Source organism: Aquiflexum sp. TKW24L (genome assembly GCF_023502205.1).
Classification (GTDB): Bacteria; Bacteroidota; Bacteroidia; order Cytophagales; family Cyclobacteriaceae; genus Cognataquiflexum.
The window spans coordinates 44,201-63,031 of record NZ_JAMFLG010000011.1; the positions used below are offsets into that span (position 1 = coordinate 44,201).

Here is an 18,831-nt window from a genome sequence, read left to right on the forward strand (position 1 = left end):
CCCAAAAACCCATGAAAATCAAACTGTTCCTGCTTTCTTTCCTGATGCTTTTTGTTTTTGAAAAAGCCACAAGCCAATCCGGATTGGTCAGGTTGACACCTGTCAGTTACTCGGAAGTGACGATCACAGATGCTTTTTGGAAACCAAAACTTGAAAAAGTAGCTTCCACCGCCTTGCAGGTTTGTATTCAGCAAACTGAAGTCGAGACCGGCCGTATTCGGAATTTTGAGAAAGCAGCGAGGAAAGCCGGGGAGACCCATGAAGGGATTTATTATGATGACAGTGATGTCTACAAGGCCTTGGAGGCAATTGCCTATTCCCTCAAAAACCAATCTGATCCTGCACTTGAAGCCAAGGCGGACGAATGGATCGATAAGATCGCCGCAGCGCAAGAGGCCGATGGTTATATCAATACTTTTTACACCTTGACAGGCTTGGAGAATAGGTGGAAAGACATGGACAAACACGAAGCATATTGCGCAGGGCATCTGATCGAGGCGGGTGTGGCTTATTACCAAACTACCGGAAAGAGAAAACTCCTCGATGTCGGTATCAAGATGGCTGACCATATTGATCAGACTTTCAGACAAGCCAACAGGCCTTGGGTAGTAGGCCATCAGGAGATCGAACTGGCTTTGGTCAAATTATACAAGTTGACCGAAGAGGAAAGGTACCTCGAACTTTCGGATTGGTTTTTGGATCAAAGGGGCCGTGGCCATGGAGTAGGAGGGATCTGGGAAAACAAGCATTGGGGTCCCAAATATGCCCAAGATGACGTGCCTGTCAAGGAACAAAAAGAAATCACAGGACATGCCGTCCGGGCAATGTATCTCTACACCGGTGCTGCAGATGTCGCCGCAGCAAAAAATGACGATGGGTATATGAATGCCATGAAAACCGTGTGGGAAGATGTGGTCTACCGCAACATGTACATCACAGGGGGCATTGGTTCCTCAGGCAGCAATGAGGGTTTTTCTGTCGATTATGACCTTCCAAACGAAAGAGCTTACAGCGAAACCTGTGCCTCAGTGGGCATGGTTTTTTGGAATCAGCGCATGAATTCCCTGGAAGGGGATTCCAAATACATCGATGTCCTAGAGCGGAGTCTATACAATGCAGCATTGGATGGGTTAAGTCTTCGGGGCGATAGTTTCTTTTATGGAAATCCCCTTGCTTCCAATGGGCAACATTCCCGTAGGGCTTGGTTCGGAACTGCCTGCTGTCCTTCCAATATTTCCCGATTGGTGGCCTCTGTCGGTGACTATATCTATGCTACTTCGGATGACGGGATTTGGGTTAACTTATTTATCGGAAGCAATACCAATATCCAAATGGGAAAGGTAAATGTTCCGGTGGAAATCAAAACCAATTTCCCAATGGATGGCGTGGTGAACATCGCCATGAATCCTGAGAAAAAAATCACATACAGCTTCAATTTAAGGTTGCCGGGATGGGCAAAAGAACAGCCGGTACCCGGGGATTTGTATCGCTTCGAGGGAACTGCCAAAGAAAAATATACGCTGACACTCAACGGCAAGCCTGTGGAATACACCCAAGAAAATGGATATATCACGATCTCCAGAAAATGGAGCAAAGGAGATGTGGTCCAATATTCTCTGCCAATGGAAATCAGGAAAGTAAAATCAAGAAATGAGGTAGAAGCCAATCGTGACAGAATTGCTTTGCAAAGAGGGCCTTTGGTTTATTGTGTGGAGGGTGCCGATAATGCAGGAAGGGCGTGGAATATCGTGGTACCTGCGAATACCGAATTTAAAGAAGTGGAATATCAGGTCTTGAATGAAAGGGTGATGGCCATTCAAGCAAATGTGCCGGTCGTGACCGTTTCCGAAGACGGCTCCACTGTAAAAACCGAAACCAAGAGCATCACCGCCATTCCCTATTATACTTGGGCCAACCGAGGAGCAAATGAAATGCAGGTTTGGCTACCGACCAAAGTGAAAGAGTTGAAGGTGAATTATTGAGAAAACATTGCTGCCATTTAAAAATAAAAACTCTTTCTTGACAAAACCCAAAATGGACAAAAGAACCTTCCTCAAAAACTCTTCCCTCCTTGTTGGAGGGGTTTTGATCCAACCGATGATATCCTGCTCCCCCCAAAAACCTAATCAAACAATGACCACCGAATCCTTGAAAAACTGGGCTGAAAATTTTGAGTTCAGCACGTCCAAGATACATTATCCCAAAACTGTGGAAGAAGTACAGGCTTTGGTCAAAAAATGTGAGAAACTGAGGGTACTGGGTTCGAGGCATTCTTTCAATAAGATTGCTGACAGCAGCGATAACCTCATTTCCTTCCAAAACCTGAACAAAATCATTTCCTTGGACAAGGAAAAAAACCAAGTGACGGTAGAAGGAGGGATCAAGTACGGAGAACTCTGTGCATACCTTCATCAAAACGGATATGCCCTTCATAACCTCGCTTCTTTGCCGCATATTTCCGTTGCTGGTACGATAGCCACAGCCACACATGGCTCTGGAGTCGAAAACGGAAACCTTTCCACGGGAGTTGCCGCGATTGAGTTTGTCAATGCCAAAGGTGATTTGGTTCAATTTTCGAAAGAAGCTGATCCAGATTTTTTTGGTGCCGTAGTTGGATTGGGAGGATTTGGCCCTGTGACCAAAGTGACTTTGGACCTGCTTCCCACTTTTGAGGTGGCTCAAGTCGTGTACCTGGATATGCCCATGGAAGCCTTGAAGGACAATTTCCAAGAAATCATGGCTTCAGGTTATAGCGTGAGTTTGTTTCTTGACTGGAAAAGTGACAATGTCAACGAAGTCTGGGTAAAGAGAAAAGTAGTGCCCGGCGAGGTGCTAGATTTTCCTGAAGAGTTTTTTGGGGCAAAACAGGCCAAAGTGCACATGCATCCTGTGCAGGAGATGTCTGCTGAAAGTTGTTCCGAACAACTTGCGATTCCAGGTCCTTGGTATGAGCGTTTGCCACATTTCAAGATGGAGTTTCAGCCCAGTGCGGGCAAGGAACTCCAATCAGAATATTTTGTACCAATGGAAAATGGCTACGAAGCGCTGATGGCGGTGAAGGAAATGGCAGATCAAATCCATCCTCACCTTTTTATCTCCGAAATCAGAAGTATCAAAGCAGATGAGCTGTGGATGAGTACCTGCTACCAAAGGGATTCTATCGCGGTTCATACCACTTGGAAACAGGAAATTCCTGAAGTCATGGCACTTTTGCCTCAGATGGAAGCCAAGTTGGAACCGTTCAATCCTAGACCGCATTGGGCGAAGTTATTCACCATTTCCTCCCAAAAACTTCAAGAGCGGTACCCAAAAATGGAGGAATTCAAATCCCTTCTAGCCAAACACGACCCCGAAGGAAAATTTAGGAATGAATTTATTGATCAAAATATTTTTGGGAAATAGGGAAAATAAAAATTAAATATTACGTGCTGTAATAGATTATTTTCGGTAAATTAAACCACCAATTATAATAATATCTCTTTGAAAATGGACTACTTTCTTTTCCTCAATCTGGATCACAGTTAAATCTTATCAAAAATCAAACTGTAGTTGGATTTGGCTCACCATTGTTTGGGTTTATTTCTTTTCCAAGTTTTTTGAATAGATACTGTGTGTTGCTGTTTTGGGCAAATCACATTGATCAGATAGGGGCACAATTGTTTTACTGGATTTTTAAAAAAAGCACGCCATGGGAAAATTTTACATCAAGGATTTCAAAGCTGTTATAACGCTTCTTTTATTTTTAATTTATTGTCAGTCTCAGGCGCAGTTGATGCCTATGGAGATTATTCATTATAGTGGTTCCCCAAATGAAGTAACCAACATCGTGATAGTGGGAGATGGCTATACCGAATCACAACAGGACAAATTTCTCAGTGATGCCAAAAATGCAACTACCGGGATGCTTGCCCAACCTCCATGGAGAAATTATCGAAATGGAATTAATGTATATGCTATCAAAGTAAATTCAAACGTGTCCGGCGCAGCAATGAATCCTAATAACCTAATAGATAACTATTTTGGAAGCTCTTACTGGTCTTTTAATATTGAAAGATTGCTTTATACCTGGCGGTCCCAGAAGGTTTCATCTGTCTTATTTGCCAATACACCTTTTTATGATATTGGCGTAGTCGTGGTGAATGATCCCAAATATGGAGGTTCAGGTGGAGCCTTTGCCATTTTCTCAACCCATTCATCTGCAACGGAGATCATGATTCATGAATTGGGACATTCCTTTGGTAATCTAGCGGATGAATACTGGGCTGGCCCCCAATATGCCCGGGAAAGGCATAATATGACCCAAAACACCAATCCGCAAACAATTAGATGGAAAGACTTTTTGAATAGAAACGGTATTGGGATCTACCCTCATGCTGAATCGCCCACTTGGCAAAGACCTCATCAAAATTGTAAAATGAGGTTTCTTGGTCCAAATTTTTGTGATGTTTGTTCCCATCAATTGTCAGGCCGGTTGTCAGCACTTTCAACACCCGATACCCCTACAAAACCCACCGCATTATTTGGTGCAAATAAGTTGGAAATCAAGCCGGCAGAGAAGGTTAAATTTATTGACTTGTCCACCAGCAATCCCACATCTTGGGAGTGGACTTTTGAAGGGGGAATACCTGAAGTAAGCAATGAAAAAAATCCTGAGGTGTCTTACCGAACTCAAGGAAAGTATAAGGTTACTTTAAAAGCACGTAATAATTTGGGTGAAAATGTTTTTTTCCGAGAAGAGTTTATTACCGTAACGGCACCTTTTCCGGACCGTACTCCACCTGTTTTGGTAACAAAAAATATAACAATAAACCTCGATGAAAAAGGAAAGGCTACCGTTTGTGCAGAAGATATAGATGGTGGTACGTATGATGATGTCGAGCTTGTAAAAATCAGCATTTCAAAGGAAAATTTCACATGTGCGGATATAGGGACAAATAAGGTTGTTTTCAAAGCCAAAGATGCTAGTGGAAATGAATCTCAGAGGGATGTGATCGTTACGGTAGATGATAAAATCAAACCTACTATCAAAGCAAAAGACATTGAAATCTCCGTCAATTATGAAGGAACTGCCATCGTGAATCCTATAGATGTAGATAATGGTTCGTTTGATAATTGTGAAATTAAAGAAATGACCCTTTCAAAAACCGAGTTTACCAGAAATGATGCCGGTGAAAATAAAGTGGTATATACAATTTTTGATTCCTGTGATAATTCAGCTTCTATCGAAATTACGGTTACTGTAAATATCATTCTCACAGAAGAAGAGGCCCTTTCAAACGGGCTTAAATTATATCCCAATCCTGCTGATGATATAGTCAATATCGAATACCTCAAATTAATTGATCATCAATTAGAATCAATTGAAATTTTGGATATCAACGGAAGAATACTAAGAAGTATAAGTTCTTTTGAAAAAAATGTAAATGTCATACCAATAGACGTCAAGGGATTCCATTTAGGACAATATTACATCATATTGAAATCTCAAAAATCCTTTAAAACCTTAAGGTTCAGCATTGTTAGGTAATTGGGCAATTAAATTCAAGAAAATCTGAACATTTGATTTAACATGTATGAGAAATAAGAAATTTTTTGTCTTTGTAGTTTGCGGGTTAATATTCTTGGCAGGATGCAAAACGGCAAAAGAGCAAGTGAATGATGAAAATGAATCAGAAATAATGATTGTGGAAAATACACCCGAAATCCTTATGGTGAATTTTTCAATGGATTCAAGGGATTCGGTAAAAGTCGTCAATTACTTAAGAAACCCCGGAAGGTTGAGAGGGGCAATGGAAGAAATTGGTGAACCTGGAGATGGGGATTTGATCATTTCGTTTTTGAGTGAGACCAACATGGTATGTTCCAAAACCATAGTCCCAAACCCATTGATTAAAAGGGTGGAATACTCAGAAACCGATGACTTCTCAACCCTAAAGGCCAAAACAATTTCTCTTGACAGTGCTGAGTTTTTTATCAGGGTTCAAGTCGATGACTGTTTTAAGCATTTGAAAATTGAAAAATTCACCGCAGATAAAATTTTGGAATTAAAGATAATTAGGGATTTTCATAAACCTTTATGAGAACTTGTAAAAAATATGTCTTAGCTGCTTGTTTGCTTAATTTTTTGGTATTAGAAATACTTGGGCAGAATATGCCCATAGAAATCATCCATTACAGCGGACCCCCAACAGAAGTTACCAATATTGTAATATTAGGTGACGGCTATACTGATGTTGATCAAGAGAAATTTATTTTGGATGCCACGAAGGCTATGCAGGAAAAGCTTAATCAAGAGCCTTGGAAAAGTTATAGAAACAAGATAAATGTATTTGCCATAAAAGTGGTATCCAAAGTACGTGGGGCTTCCATGGATCCCAATAACCTAATCGACAATTATTTTGGGAGTTCATATTGGTCTTATAATATTGAAAGGTTGTTGATGCCATGGAGAAATAGTAAAATAGTAAATGTTTTGATGTCCAACACACCTTTTTTTGATATAGGTGTATTGGTGGTCAATGACGACAAATACGGAGGATCTGGAGGAACATTTGCGGTATTTTCGACCAATCAGGCAGCTACTGAAATAATGATCCATGAATTGGGACATTCATTTGTCAATCTAGCAGATGAATATTGGGCCGGTAGCGATTATGCAAGGGAGCAGGCCAACATGACAAAAGATACAAAACCTGGGACTATCAAATGGAAGAACTTCCTAAATAAGAATGGGATAGGGATATATCCCCATTCAGAATCCCCGACTTGGCACAGACCACACCAAAACTGTAAAATGCGATTTCTTGGACCATCGTTTTGTGATGTCTGTTCACATGAAATTAAAACCAAACTCCAACTTTTGTCTACTCAACCTGAACCAAGCATTCCAATAGCATTTTTTGGAGCCAATAAACTTGAAATAAAAGTCAATGAGAAAGTCAATTTCATAGATTTGTCTTCCTTCGATCCAATTTCTTGGGAATGGACTTTTGAAGGAGGTTCTCCCGCAAGTAGTACCGATCAAAACCCTGAAATTATCTATAAAGAAGGAGGGATTTATCAGGTAAGCCTAAAGGTCAAAAATGAAAAAGGGGAAAATATGATTTCAAGGGTCGGATTCATCAAAGTGATTCCAGATGGGGTTGATGAAGTTCCACCAATAGTCAAAGTTAAAAATATAGAAATAGAATTGGATAGTGAGGGAATTGCAGTAGTTGTTCCTGACTCTGTGGATGATGGGACTTTCGACAATGTTGGTTTGGATAGATTGGAAATTTCCAAATCAAATTTTGACTGTGGTGACATCGGAGTAAACACCGTGATTTTCAAAGCTATTGACACAAGTGGTAATGAAGCCTCCGCCGAAGTGGAGGTCACTATTGTAGATAATTTTCCTCCAGAGATAGTAGCATATGACATTGAAATTCAGCTGGACCGTGACGGTTTCGCAACCTTAACACTAGAGGATGTCGACAAGGGTACTTTTGACAATTGTTCGATTCAATCTATGACTCTTTCCAAAACAAAATTTGGGTTGGGTGATAAAGGGGATAACTCCGTTTTACTTACTGTTAGAGATCAAAGTGGCAATACAAGTGTATTGGAAATAAAAGTCAAAGTGGATATAATCCTTTCTGCTTCAGATGGAGAAAATGATTTTGGTACTGTCAAACTTTATCCCAATCCTGCAAAAGAATTGATTCAAATCGAATATGTTAAAACCATTGATCCCCTACTTCAATCTATTCAGGTCTTGGACAGCCAAGGTAGGCTTATCAATGAATGGCTTGATTTTGAAAAATCAGGTAAACGTATCTCATTGGATATTGGCCATTTACCTTCGGGTCAATACTTTGTCCGGTTAGATAATGGTAAGAAGCTTACCGTTCTACGTTTTACATTGGCAAAATGAGGTTTGGCTATTTGCGAGTTAGTATAATTGAAATGCAGGCCTTGTAAGTGTATCACAAAATGATCAGCTGCACTTATGGATGCCTCAAGATAGTTGTTGAGTTGTGAAAGCTTTTCCAAAGTTGGAACAAACCAAGAAAATCTGTGGAGGTTCAATTTGAACTTTGGCAAAGTTCATCGAATGTTATCTAACTATGCGAATTTGGATCAGGATTTATCCTTTTTGCCAAGAGCATATTGAACAGGTAGCCTCATCCGGGTTTTGACTATTTTACCGTCTTTCTTTCCCGGTTTCCAATTTGGTGAGGCATTGACAACCCTCAGCGCTTCTTCGTCACAGCCTCCCCCGATTCCTCTCAAAATCTCCGCATCACTCACTGAACCATCTTTATTGATAATAAAAGTGATGTACACTGTCCCTTCAATCCCTTTGTCTTTGGCCAAGGTTGGATACTTGAGATTGTCTTTCATGAAGTTGCCCCAAGCTTCGATCCCACCTGGAAATTCGGGAACTTCATCCACCACATCAAAGACTTCATCGGATGAACTTTGTGGGGAATTCTCCCCCATCGGAATGTCCATGGTTTTTGAAAAACCGGAATCTTTGGAGCTTTTGCAGGAGATAACAAATACCATCATGGACAATAGAATGATGGCCAACAGAAAATTGTTTGTACTTTTTGATTTTGATGCGCTGGTTTTCATTTAGGGAAGGTGTTTGATTGCTTGAAATAGATTTTGTTATGAGGTGATTTATTGAAATGGTTTATGGACTTTAAGCGATTACCTCTTTGTCCCCAAGTTTGAACTTGATCGGAACCCTCATCCTGACATTGACGATATGTCCGTGCTGTTTGCCGGGAGTCCAGTTTGGCGATCTTTGGATGATGCGTAGTGCTTCCTCGTCACAACCAGCTCCGATACCTCTGAGCAACTCGGCATTTTTGATAGAACCATCTTTCCTGATTTCAAAGACGACATACACCGTGCCTTCGATTCCCATTTCTCTGGCTTGTTCAGGATATTTGAGGTTTTTTCCCAAGAATTCTACCCAAGCTTCCATGCCACCTGGAAATTCCGGGGAGTCTTCCACTACATCAAAAATTTCATTGGTTTCTATGGTCTTGCTTGTCACCTCGCCATTTTCCAGTACTACTTTCTCGTCGTATCCTTGAAAGTCACAGGATAAAAATACGATCATCAGTCCCATAAGAGGGAGGACAGTGAGAGGCCTGCTTTTGTAATTTGGGGTTGAATTGTTTGCTTTCATCTTGTGGTTAGTTTATATGGTTGATTTATTTTGAATATCTGGTATGCTTTTTCGATAAGGATTTAACCCAATTTGAACCTGAGCGGTAACCTCATCCTGACGTTGACCAATCTTCCTTTTTGTTTTCCGGGAATCCAGTTTGGAGAAGCTGCTATCACTCGCATCGCTTCCTCATCGCAGCCAGCCCCGATTCCTCTTAACAATTCAATATTGTGGACACTGCCATCGGTTCGGATTTCAAACACGGCGTAGACAGTCCCTTCAATTCCCATACTTCGGGCCTGCTTAGGATATTTGAGGTTTTTACTTAAGAAATCATTCCATGCTTCCATTCCTCCAGGAAACTCCGGTGACTCTTCCACGACATCGAAAACTTCATCTGCACTTAAAATTTCAGCAATTGGATCATTATTTATTAGTGGGGCAAATTCCATTGTCATCGGGATATCCATGTTTTCGGAAAAGGAATTCTCGGTTGTTTTGTCGCAGGCAAAAACAAAAACCATTACTCCCAAAAGTGGCAATGCCAACAAAAATCTCCCTTTGTGGATCAAACCTGATTTGTTTGCATTCATCATGAGGATCCTTTTTTTGAGTTGAAACTGGTTGAAGTTGTTCACAAACTGCTGTTCTTTTTTGGTTACTGTCAGGTTAAAGAGCAATTGTGCATATTCCTTTTTGGGATGAAAAGTGGTCACTTTGGTGTCTGCCTGGAATTCATGGACTTCATGGATACAGGATTCAAAGGCTTTGATAAGCGGATGAAACCAGAAAATCGCTTTGCTTACCTGCATGAAAATCAGATCCAGGGTGTGGAGTTTAGAGGCATGCTCCGATTCGTGGAGAATGATCAATTCTTGGGCTTTATTTCCTTCCTGATATTCCGGCAAAAGGATATAGCTAAAGAAGGAGGAAGGTGGAAATTTTGGATTGACGACGATGGTCAATCCATTGTGGCTGAATTTTTCAGAGGACCTGATCAAACTGAAAGTTTTGAAAATCCCGGTTGCCAACCGGGTTGCTGCCCAAAGAAATCCTGCGACATAGAGGATTATAGCCGCATAAATCAAAATGGATTTTTCCGAAATCCCTTCTGCAGGAGTCAAAGCAAATTCCGGTAAATAATAGGTAAATACTTCCGGATTTAATCCGGTCAATGAAGTTTGATTGAGTTCAAAGGAAAGTAGCGGAAGTACCAATGCCGAACCCAAGGAACCCAAAAGAAAGGCCCTGTTCCACCCAAAAAACGTAAGTTTGGAAAGAAATGCAACATAGAAGGCATATAGCAAAAGCAGGATAATGCTGCCTTCCAGGAGGTAGTTGAATAGTGTTGTCATGGCTGAGAAGTGTTACCCATGTTGTCAATCAATTTTTGAAGTTCTTCCATATCTTTTTCAGATAACCCTTTTTCCTTGACCATAAAAGACAAAACATTCTCCACCGAGCCTTCAAAATAGTCCTCAACCAATTCATTGAAGCTGTTTTTGCGGTATTCGGATTGGGAAATGGTAGGAAAATACTCAAGGATTTTGCCATAAGACTTGTGGTCGAGAAATCCTTTTTTCTCCAGGAGCTTGATATTGGAGGCGAGTGTCGTGTAGGGAGGCTTGGGTTCGGGCAATTCATTCAATACATCCCTTACTAGGGCACGCTTCAGCTTCCAAAAAATCCGCATCAGCCCCTCTTCGTATTTTGTCAATGTTTCCATAAAATAAAAGTAAAAGAAAGTTTTTAGACTTCCTACGAAAAATTCGTAATTCTACGAAAAATATATAAATACTTCAGATTAAAGTGTTTCAGGGTTTTAGTCTGACCGGATGGCTCTTAATTTCCAGTATTAAAAAGTTCCTTTCCCAATCCGGAATCAGCTGACCAAGCCTGCATATGGGTGGGCTTTTCCTGATATCTGAGTATGTATGAATCTCTGTAATATATCAAGTCAACCAATTCTATGTTGTTTTCAAAAAGCTTTGGCATGGTTTCTCCTTCCATGACAGCAACTGCCTCCAAAAGAATTGGTTTGTCTGTTCCTCCATAAAAAACCTCCGCCTGTGACTTGTCATCTGCTAGGACCACATAGGCCACCTTGGTGGAATCCATAACCCCGGTAGCGGCATCATAAGTGACAAATGATGTTCCTGACTCAAATATCCGAATACAATCTTTTTTTGCCTCTGACCAAGTGTATCCTGCCGAACCGATGCAGCCATTTGGATCCTTGTCGCTGCCCACCAAAGTCTTTTTGCCGTATAGGATTTCTTGTTGTGGGGTTTTTGAACAAGAGATCAGAATGAATATCAGGATGAAATTAAAGAATACAGAAGTCCTCATATTTTTTGATATGGAATTTGAGATTACCCGATTAGTTATTCCAAAGATCGGATAAAAAGATGAATTTGAGTCATGGTATTTAAGCTGTCAAGAGATTGTTTTTTTGTTTCTCCGGGCTGTAGGAATTGGGAACCTCTTGTGATACAGAGAGATATACATCATGTTTTGGATTGATTTATGTCATGTTTTTTTGGAGCTGATTGTAGTAATATCGTGCATCATTTAACAAAAAACTTATGGATCAATCTCCCAGATTTACCTCATTGCAAACAGGCAGCTTGGTGCTGCTCCGCTTGCTTATCGGTTGGCACTTTTTGTACGAAGGTGTCATTAAATTATATAGTCCATCTTGGACTGCAAAAGGTTACTTGCTCAGTGCGACTTACATGGAATCATTTTTTAGGTGGATGGCAAGCGATGCCATCATCCCTGTCATAGATACGCTCAATATCGGTGCGCTGCTTCTTGTCGGATTTTGCCTGATTATCGGGTTCAAAACCAATTGGGCCAGCATCATTGGTATTGGACTTTTGTTGCTTTACTATTTTGCTCATCCACCTTTTCCAGGATATCCCCAAGGTCCAAGTGAAGGGAGCTATTGGCTTGTCAACAAAAACCTCATTGAGGCAGCCGGACTCTTTGTGATCTATTTATTTCCCACCCAATATTCATTTGGTCTGGCTAGGCTCTTTGCCAAACAGAAGACCATATCCACTAACCCAATAAACTGAAGCACATGGCAACTGACAAGAATTTATTCAAAGGCTTTTCCCGAAGGGAGTGGCTCAAAATACTCGGAGGTGTTCCGATCTTTGGCGCAGTATGGGCAGCAGGTTTCAGGTCCAATGAAAAGGCATTGAGTGAGCGTAATCTCTTGCTCGAAACCCTTAATATCAAAGCATCCGCACCGCCTGCCTCCGGCCCTATGACCGGTGAACCCCTTCGGGTTGGTCTGATTGGTTTTGGGATTAGGGGAGAGCAACTGATGCGGTCTCTGGGTTTTGCGACTACAGAATGGATCGATGACATGGTCAAATCCTCCGCAGAAAATCCAGACGATAAACGCTTAGCGGAATTCCAAGCCCAAGAAAGCCTCAATGTGAAATTGACGGCCATCTGCGATGTGTTTGATTTTCGGGCAGAAAAAGCACTCAGGTCATTCAATACCAAAGAAAATCCCTGCAAGCGGTACGCCACACACTTGGAGTTGATCAACAGTGGAGAGGTAGATGCCATCATCATTGCTACACCCGATCATTGGCATGCTCCTATGGCCCTTGCCGCAATTGAGGCAGGCCTGCATGTTTACCTGGAAAAACCGATGACCCATACCATTCAGGAGACCTATGACCTGAGAGAGGCTTGCCGAAAAAATCCTGACATCAAATTTGCGGTCGGTCACCAGCATCGCCAAACCCAAAGTTTTTTGACTGCGCAGGATGCCATTGCCAAAAATACCTTAGGCCATGTGTCTTTGGTAACTACCACTACAAATAGAAATGATGATAACGGCGCATGGCAATATGACATCCACCCGGACGCTTCACCCGAAACAGTCGATTGGAATGCCTTCTTGGGTACCGCTCCACAAATCCCATTCAATGCCGAGCATTTTTTCAGATGGAGAAAATGGTGGGCTTATGGTTCAGGTTTGTCAGGAGATTTATTGACCCATGACTATGATAGGATCAATTGTGTTTTGAAAATGGGAATTCCCAAATACATCACTGGATCGGGAGGAATTTACACCCACAGGGATGGAAGAAATGTTCCTGATGTGATGCAGATCAATATGGATTTTCCTGAATTCAGCACCGGTACCAGTCAACCTCCGGGTAAAGAAAAAGGCATGACCTTGGTCTACAGTGCTACCTTGGGCAATCAGTTTGAAAGGGGAACAATGCTTATGGGCCATGATGCCTCGATGGATTTGGGCAATATGGTCACGATCTACGCGGATCCAAGATCCACCAAATACAAAGACCTGATCAAAGAAAACAGGATCGATCCATCTGTGCCGATTTACCAATATGACCCAAGTGCCAATGGCGTAGATGCAGTCACCTCCGCCACAGCCAAGTATTTTGCCAACAAAGGATTACTTTGGACCTACAGGGATGGCAAAAGGGTAGACTCCACATTCCTTCACCTCAGAGAGTGGATGAGTTGTATCCGGAATGGCGGCAATCCAAGTTGTGGGATCACGGAGGGATTTGAAGAAGCCATCACAGCACATATGGGTGGACTTTCTTACAAAATTGGTAGAAGAATAGAATGGGATGCCGAGAATGAACAGATCATCGCCCTACCTGGTGAAAACCTTGATGAAATTCTCGTTAACAATGATGATGTCTTTCTTTCACTAAAATAAAGGATTGATAGATTAAAAATTTGATGGGTTGTCAGAAATGGCAACCCTTTTTTTATGAGATGCCCTTCAACCCAAAGGGTATAAAATTTTTAGTTTAAGAAAAATTAGGTTTATTTTAGGCTAATCATTTCAAAAAAAAAATCATGTGCTAGGCTCAATAATTAAAGTGGAAATTACAAAGTTTGGCTTTGTTAAAATTTTGGATAAGATGGAAAATGAGAGTTAGTATTGTAAGGAAATGGAAAGATTTCTAAAAAGGCCAGAGAACTGAAATGAATGTGATTTGATCTAGATTTTAGGAGAAGTTAAGCGATATTGAAGCGTATATTAGAAAGTGATTGATCATGTAATGAAAAATAATGAAAGCTAGAGACTTACTTCTATACCATACCGAAGATCATAAAGTAAACGTGTCTGTTTATTTTCAAAATGGGAGTTTTTGGTTGACGCAAAAAGCCATGGCAGAAATGTTTGCTGTAAATGTACCTGCCGTGAGCAAGCACCTTAAAAATATATTTGATACAAAAGAATTGGATGTTGATTCAGTTGTTTCCATTTTGGAAATAACTGCCTCAGATAGTAAAACATATTCCACCAAATTTTATCGGCTTGAGGCAATCTTGGCAGTTGGATATCGTGTGAATTCCATACAGGCTACCGATTTCCGGAAATGGGCCACCCAAACCCTCAATGAGTTTATCGTTAAAGGATTTTTGTTAGATGATGAAAGGCTCAAGCAAGGCAAGAACTTTGGGCAGGATTTTTTTGATGAATTACTGGAACGAATTCGCGAAATCAGAGCCAGTGAACGCAGATTTTACCAAAAAATCACCGACTTGTATACCTTGAGCACTGATTATGACAAAGAAAGCCAACAGACCAAAGACTTTTTTGCGGCTGTTCAAAACAAGTTACATTGGGCTATTACCGGGAAAACTGCTGCCGAAATTATTTATACCGAAGCAGATGCAACTAAGCTATATATGGGTTTGAAAACTTGGAAAGCTGCTCCTGAAGGGAAAATAATAAAAAGTGATGTGGTAGTTGCCAAAAATTACCTTGCATACCAGCATATTGCAGAGTTGAATAGGATCGTTTCGGCCTATTTAGACTTGGCAGAAAACAATGCACAAAGAGGGATTGCCTTTAATATGTTGCAATGGACATCCTTTCTGGATAGGTTTTTAGAACTTTCCAATTATCCCATTTTAAGAGATAAAGGAAAAGTATCCATGCTTGAGGCGAAGCTTAAGGCAGAAGGGGAATATGATAAATTTAGGGTTGTTCAAGATCAGAACTATGAAAGTGATTTTGATAGAGAGATAAAAAAGCTAAAACCATAAGGATTATATTTCAATATCTAGGGTTAATGAGTCCCATTGAAATGGTTACGCAATATTTTTTGAATAAATCTCTCCTAGAGAAAGTCATAGTCATGAGGGAGTAAATTTAGATTTTGAGGGAATAAATACAGCTGTGAAGGGACAGTCTTAGGAATTAACTTCCTTATTTGACAGAAATAGGGTTTTTCTGAATAAAGAAGTGGACATTCATTATGGCAAAGCATTTTTTAAGGTAGAGATGCTATGCAAGGCAAGCATAGATATTCCTAAGTCGAATAGTTTAATCAATTAAACGATCGCTTCTTCAGACTCAGACCATTTTTTATACCCATTCCCAACTTTCGATTAAATTTCCCCTTAATTTCAACAAGCCAAAACAGTCTCCGATGCTCCAATTAATTGAAAACGCTTTCCGATATGATGATCGATGCGCCATCGTGGATCAAACTGATTCATATTCATACCGAAACCTTTTGGACAGGAGTAAGGTAATCGCTCTAAATCTCCTGCAAGGAAAAGAGGACCTTGGCCAAATGCGGATTGCCTTCATGATAGCACCGGGCTTTGATTATGCGGCGGTACAATGGGGAATATGGCGGGCAGGAGGCATAGCGGTACCGCTTTGTGTCACTTATCCTTTTCCTTCCCTCCAATATGTGGTGGAAAATACTGTCGCCGAAATGATCATTTGCGGTCCGGAATATGAAGAAATCCTGTCGCCCTTTTCTATGACACCGAACCTCCGGTTTATCAGGATGTCAGGTTTATCACAGAATGAATCAGGTGAATTGCCGGAAATAGAAAACCATAGAGGCGCGATGATTCTCTACACAAGTGGGACGACAAGTCTGCCCAAAGGAGTCCTGACCACCCACGCCAATATCGAAGCACAGGTCAGTACCTTGGTAGAGGCCTGGCAATGGAGTTCTACGGATTACACCCTTTCGATTCTGCCCCTACATCATGTTCACGGCATTATCAACGTCAATTCCTGTGCACTTTGGTCAGGAGCGACGGTAGAGTTTTTACCCAGTTTTGAAGCAAACAAGGTTTTTGAAATTTTCAATGACGGCAAGGTCAACGTTTTTATGGCGGTTCCCACCATTTATTTCAAGTTGATTGCGCACTTTGAAAACCTCCCTGAGACCGAGCAAAAGAAGGTTTCGGAGAGCTTGAAAAAATTCAGGTTGATGGTGTCGGGTTCGGCGGCGCTCCCTGTATCGGTGATGGAAAAGTGGCACGGCATCTCCGGACATTACCTGCTCGAAAGGTACGGCATGACCGAAATCGGCATGGCCATCAGCAATCCTTATGAAGGTGCTCGACGGGCAGGATATATTGGAATGCCACTCAAGGGAGTTGAGGTGAGACTTTGCGATGAGGCTGATAGGATAATTCCATCGGACCAACCGGGAGAAATCCAGGTCAGGGGCGGCAATGTATTCAAGGAATATTGGGGAAAACCTGAAGCCACAGCAAAAGCATTTACATCAGACGGTTGGTTCAAAACGGGCGATATCGCTGTAGTAGACGACGGCTATTTCAAGATCCTCGGAAGGGATTCGGTGGACATCATCAAATCCGGAGGATACAAAATCTCAGCTTTGGAAATCGAGGAAGTCCTCAGGAAATATCCGGGCATCAAGGACTGTGGCGTGATCGGGATCCCCGATGAGGAATGGGGGGAATTGGTAGGGGCGGCTTTGGTAACAGAATTGGAAGTAGATGTCAATGTGCTGAATATCTGGATGAGGGAAAGAATGCCGGCCTACAAAACGCCAAGAAAGTACCTCGTGGTGGAGGATTTACCTCGCAATGCGATGGGGAAAGTCACCAAAAATGAATTGAAAAAGCTGTTTTAACCTGAAAATATGAAAATAATTTACGGAGTCGCCCTTTTGGCACTTTCCTATCTGATCGGGCAGTGGTTGGGTGAGTTTTTTGGAAGTCTGCTCGGGATTAATGCCAATGTAGGGGGAGTAGGGTTTGCGATGATCATCTTGATGGTTTTGAAAGAATGGTTTATCAAAAACAGTTGGATGAGTCCTGATATCGATTTGGGCATCGACTTTTGGAACAAAATGTATATCCCTGTAGTCATTGCCATGGCGGCGAGTCTCAATGTCAAATCGGCGGTTTCGACAGGTACTTTGGCCATTGTGGCTGGGGCAGTTCCGGTGGTGGTTTCATTTTTTATTTTTCCATTGATCCTCAAAAATTTTCATAAAAACTGAGATGGAGATATTCCTGAACTTGGTAGAGAAAAACAGTCTGATTGTAGGCTTTTTGGTGATCGGGATCATTGTGGCTTTGTCCGAGCTTTTTTCCAAAAAGGTATTGAACTCCAAAATACCGGGATCGGCAATTGCCATTTTCTTGGGCTTGGTACTCGGGTATGTGGGCGGGGTATTTACTGGAGGAGAAAAGGGATTGGCAGACATTGCTATTTTCAAAGGAGTTGGGATTTTGGGTGGCGCCATGTTCCGGGATTTTGCGATTGTCGCCACGGCATTAGGGGCAAGTTTTTACTTGGTACGGAAGGCGGGTTTGTTGGGAATGATTTCTTTGTTTTTTGGAATAGGCCTTTTCTTTTTGATGGGAGTTTTGCTTGCCTATGCTTGGGGATATCGGGATGCGGCGAGTCTTTGCACGATCGGGGCTGGTGCTTGTACCTACATCGTGGGTCCGGTGACCGGTGCGGCGGTGGGGGCAAGTTCGGAGGTGATTGCGCTGAGTATTGCCGCGGGCGTGGTCAAGACCATTGCGGTGACCGTCATTACGCCAATTGCTGCCAAAAAGATAGGCCTGAACAGTCCGGAATCCGCCATGGCATTTGGAGGATTGATGGGAACATCTAGTGGAGTGGCTGCCGGATTGGCTGCAACAGATCCTAAGTTGGTGCCTTATGGCGCGGTGACTGCGACTTTCTACACGGGCTTGGGATGCCTGATCTGCCCTTCGCTGTTCTATATTTTGTTGGAAATGATTTTTTGATGAAAAAAAGATGACAATCAAAGAAGTTTCTCTTGACCAAATTCTCCCGATCCGCCAACAAGTCATGTGGCCTGATAAGCACATTGATTTTGTCCGAGTTTCGGAAGATGAACAAGGGATTCATTTTGGATTGTTTGCAGAGGGAAATCTGATTTCGGTGGTTTCGGTTTTTATCCACGGGCAGGAAGCCCAATTCAGGAAGTTTGCCACCTTGGAGCAGTATCAGGGAAAGGGATATGGTTCGAGACTTCTCCAATACATTTTTGATTTTTTGGAGGAAAAAAAAGTAAGCCGAATCTGGTGCAATGCAAGGATTTCAAAAGCAGGTTTTTATCAAAAATTCGGAATGAATACCACCGCAGCCGCTTTCGAAAAAGAAGGGATGGAATATGTGGTGATGGAAAGAGTTTTTGAAAAGCAAGGTTTTTGATATTATTCCGAAAAAATTTTCGCCGATTTTTAATTTTTTTTACCAAAAAAAACTGGATTGCCATTCTTTTTCCGCAACCGTTATAGATCGGGTGAAAATCAAGATTTGAACCCATTTTTCCATCAAAATATGCCGTTTGGGGGCCATTGGGCCAATTCATCGATTGGTAAGTGTTGAATTT

General features: G+C 41.7%; 16 protein-coding genes and 2 pseudogenes. 12 read left to right on the forward strand and 6 right to left on the reverse strand.

Annotated features, from left to right (window positions below; translation table 11 throughout):
* The first annotated feature begins 11 nt into the window (after window positions 1-11).
* The 5 genes from M3O96_RS09380 (at window position 12) to M3O96_RS09400 (ending at window position 7,912) form a co-directional block, all read left to right on the forward strand.
* Window positions 12-1,982, forward strand: coding sequence for a glycoside hydrolase family 127 protein (locus M3O96_RS09380; RefSeq protein WP_249720088.1), 1,971 nt, complete (start codon window positions 12-14; stop codon window positions 1,980-1,982).
* Window positions 1,983-2,034: 52 nt separating this feature from the next.
* Window positions 2,035-3,402: an FAD-binding protein gene (locus M3O96_RS09385; protein WP_249720089.1), complete on the forward strand. Its 1,368-nt coding sequence runs from the start codon at window positions 2,035-2,037 to the stop codon at window positions 3,400-3,402.
* 286 nt (window positions 3,403-3,688) lie between these two features.
* Window positions 3,689-5,527 carry a M64 family metallopeptidase gene (locus M3O96_RS09390; protein WP_249720090.1) on the forward strand — a complete coding sequence of 613 codons (1,839 nt, stop codon included), beginning with the start codon at window positions 3,689-3,691 and terminating at the stop codon, window positions 5,525-5,527.
* A gap of 46 nt (window positions 5,528-5,573) precedes the next feature.
* Complete coding sequence (locus M3O96_RS09395) at window positions 5,574-6,080, forward strand: hypothetical protein (RefSeq protein WP_249720091.1); 507 nt, start codon at window positions 5,574-5,576, stop codon at window positions 6,078-6,080.
* Window positions 6,077-7,912, forward strand: a complete 1,836-nt coding sequence (locus M3O96_RS09400; RefSeq protein ID WP_249720092.1) for a M64 family metallopeptidase — start codon at window positions 6,077-6,079, stop codon at window positions 7,910-7,912. The genes M3O96_RS09395 and M3O96_RS09400 overlap by 4 nt, the downstream gene beginning before the upstream one ends.
* Before the next feature lie 206 nt (window positions 7,913-8,118).
* Here the strand turns inward: M3O96_RS09400 and M3O96_RS09405 are convergent, their stop codons facing one another.
* From M3O96_RS09405 to M3O96_RS09425, 6 genes and pseudogenes are all read right to left on the reverse strand, one after another.
* Window positions 8,119-8,616 carry an energy transducer TonB gene (locus M3O96_RS09405; RefSeq protein ID WP_249720093.1) on the reverse strand — a complete coding sequence of 166 codons (498 nt, stop codon included), beginning with the start codon at window positions 8,614-8,616 and terminating at the stop codon, window positions 8,119-8,121.
* Window positions 8,617-8,686: 70 nt separating this feature from the next.
* Entirely contained in the window at window positions 8,687-9,181 is a 495-nt protein-coding gene (locus tag M3O96_RS09410) for an energy transducer TonB (RefSeq protein WP_249720094.1), read from the reverse strand.
* Between the two features lie 62 nt (window positions 9,182-9,243).
* A pseudogene (locus tag M3O96_RS22110) lies at window positions 9,244-9,567 on the reverse strand (energy transducer TonB); the annotation flags it as partial.
* 201 nt (window positions 9,568-9,768) lie between these two features.
* A pseudogene (locus M3O96_RS22115) lies at window positions 9,769-10,518 on the reverse strand (M56 family metallopeptidase); the annotation flags it as partial.
* Window positions 10,515-10,889, reverse strand: a complete 375-nt coding sequence (locus tag M3O96_RS09420) for a BlaI/MecI/CopY family transcriptional regulator (protein ID WP_249720096.1) — start codon at window positions 10,887-10,889, stop codon at window positions 10,515-10,517. The gene M3O96_RS09420 and the pseudogene M3O96_RS22115, both read right to left, overlap by 4 nt.
* 116 nt (window positions 10,890-11,005) lie before the next feature.
* Entirely contained in the window at window positions 11,006-11,512 is a 507-nt protein-coding gene (locus M3O96_RS09425) for a hypothetical protein (RefSeq protein WP_249720097.1), read from the reverse strand.
* Between the two features lie 236 nt (window positions 11,513-11,748).
* Between M3O96_RS09425 and M3O96_RS09430 the strand changes: the two genes are divergently transcribed.
* The 7 genes from M3O96_RS09430 to M3O96_RS09460 all read left to right on the forward strand — a co-directional run bounded on the left by M3O96_RS09430 (window position 11,749) and on the right by M3O96_RS09460 (window position 18,650).
* On the forward strand, window positions 11,749-12,243 hold the full coding sequence (locus M3O96_RS09430) for a DoxX family membrane protein (protein WP_249720098.1): 495 nt from the start codon (window positions 11,749-11,751) through the stop codon (window positions 12,241-12,243).
* 5 nt (window positions 12,244-12,248) lie between these two features.
* A complete protein-coding gene (locus M3O96_RS09435; RefSeq protein WP_249720099.1) occupies window positions 12,249-13,883 on the forward strand; it encodes a Gfo/Idh/MocA family protein in 1,635 nt (544 codons plus the stop codon).
* Window positions 13,884-14,242: 359 nt separating this feature from the next.
* Window positions 14,243-15,226, forward strand: coding sequence for a virulence RhuM family protein (locus tag M3O96_RS09440; protein ID WP_249720100.1), 984 nt, complete (start codon window positions 14,243-14,245; stop codon window positions 15,224-15,226).
* A gap of 386 nt (window positions 15,227-15,612) precedes the next feature.
* Window positions 15,613-17,088, forward strand: coding sequence for an acyl-CoA synthetase (locus M3O96_RS09445; protein ID WP_249720101.1), 1,476 nt, complete (start codon window positions 15,613-15,615; stop codon window positions 17,086-17,088).
* A 9-nt stretch (window positions 17,089-17,097) separates the two neighbouring features.
* On the forward strand, window positions 17,098-17,460 hold the full coding sequence (madL, locus tag M3O96_RS09450; protein WP_249720102.1) for a malonate transporter subunit MadL: 363 nt from the start codon (window positions 17,098-17,100) through the stop codon (window positions 17,458-17,460).
* A 1-nt stretch (window position 17,461) separates the two neighbouring features.
* Window positions 17,462-18,220, forward strand: coding sequence for a malonate transporter subunit MadM (gene madM, locus M3O96_RS09455; protein ID WP_249720103.1), 759 nt, complete (start codon window positions 17,462-17,464; stop codon window positions 18,218-18,220).
* 10 nt (window positions 18,221-18,230) lie between these two features.
* Entirely contained in the window at window positions 18,231-18,650 is a 420-nt protein-coding gene (locus M3O96_RS09460) for a GNAT family N-acetyltransferase (protein WP_249720104.1), read from the forward strand.
* Window positions 18,651-18,831 lie beyond the last annotated feature (181 nt).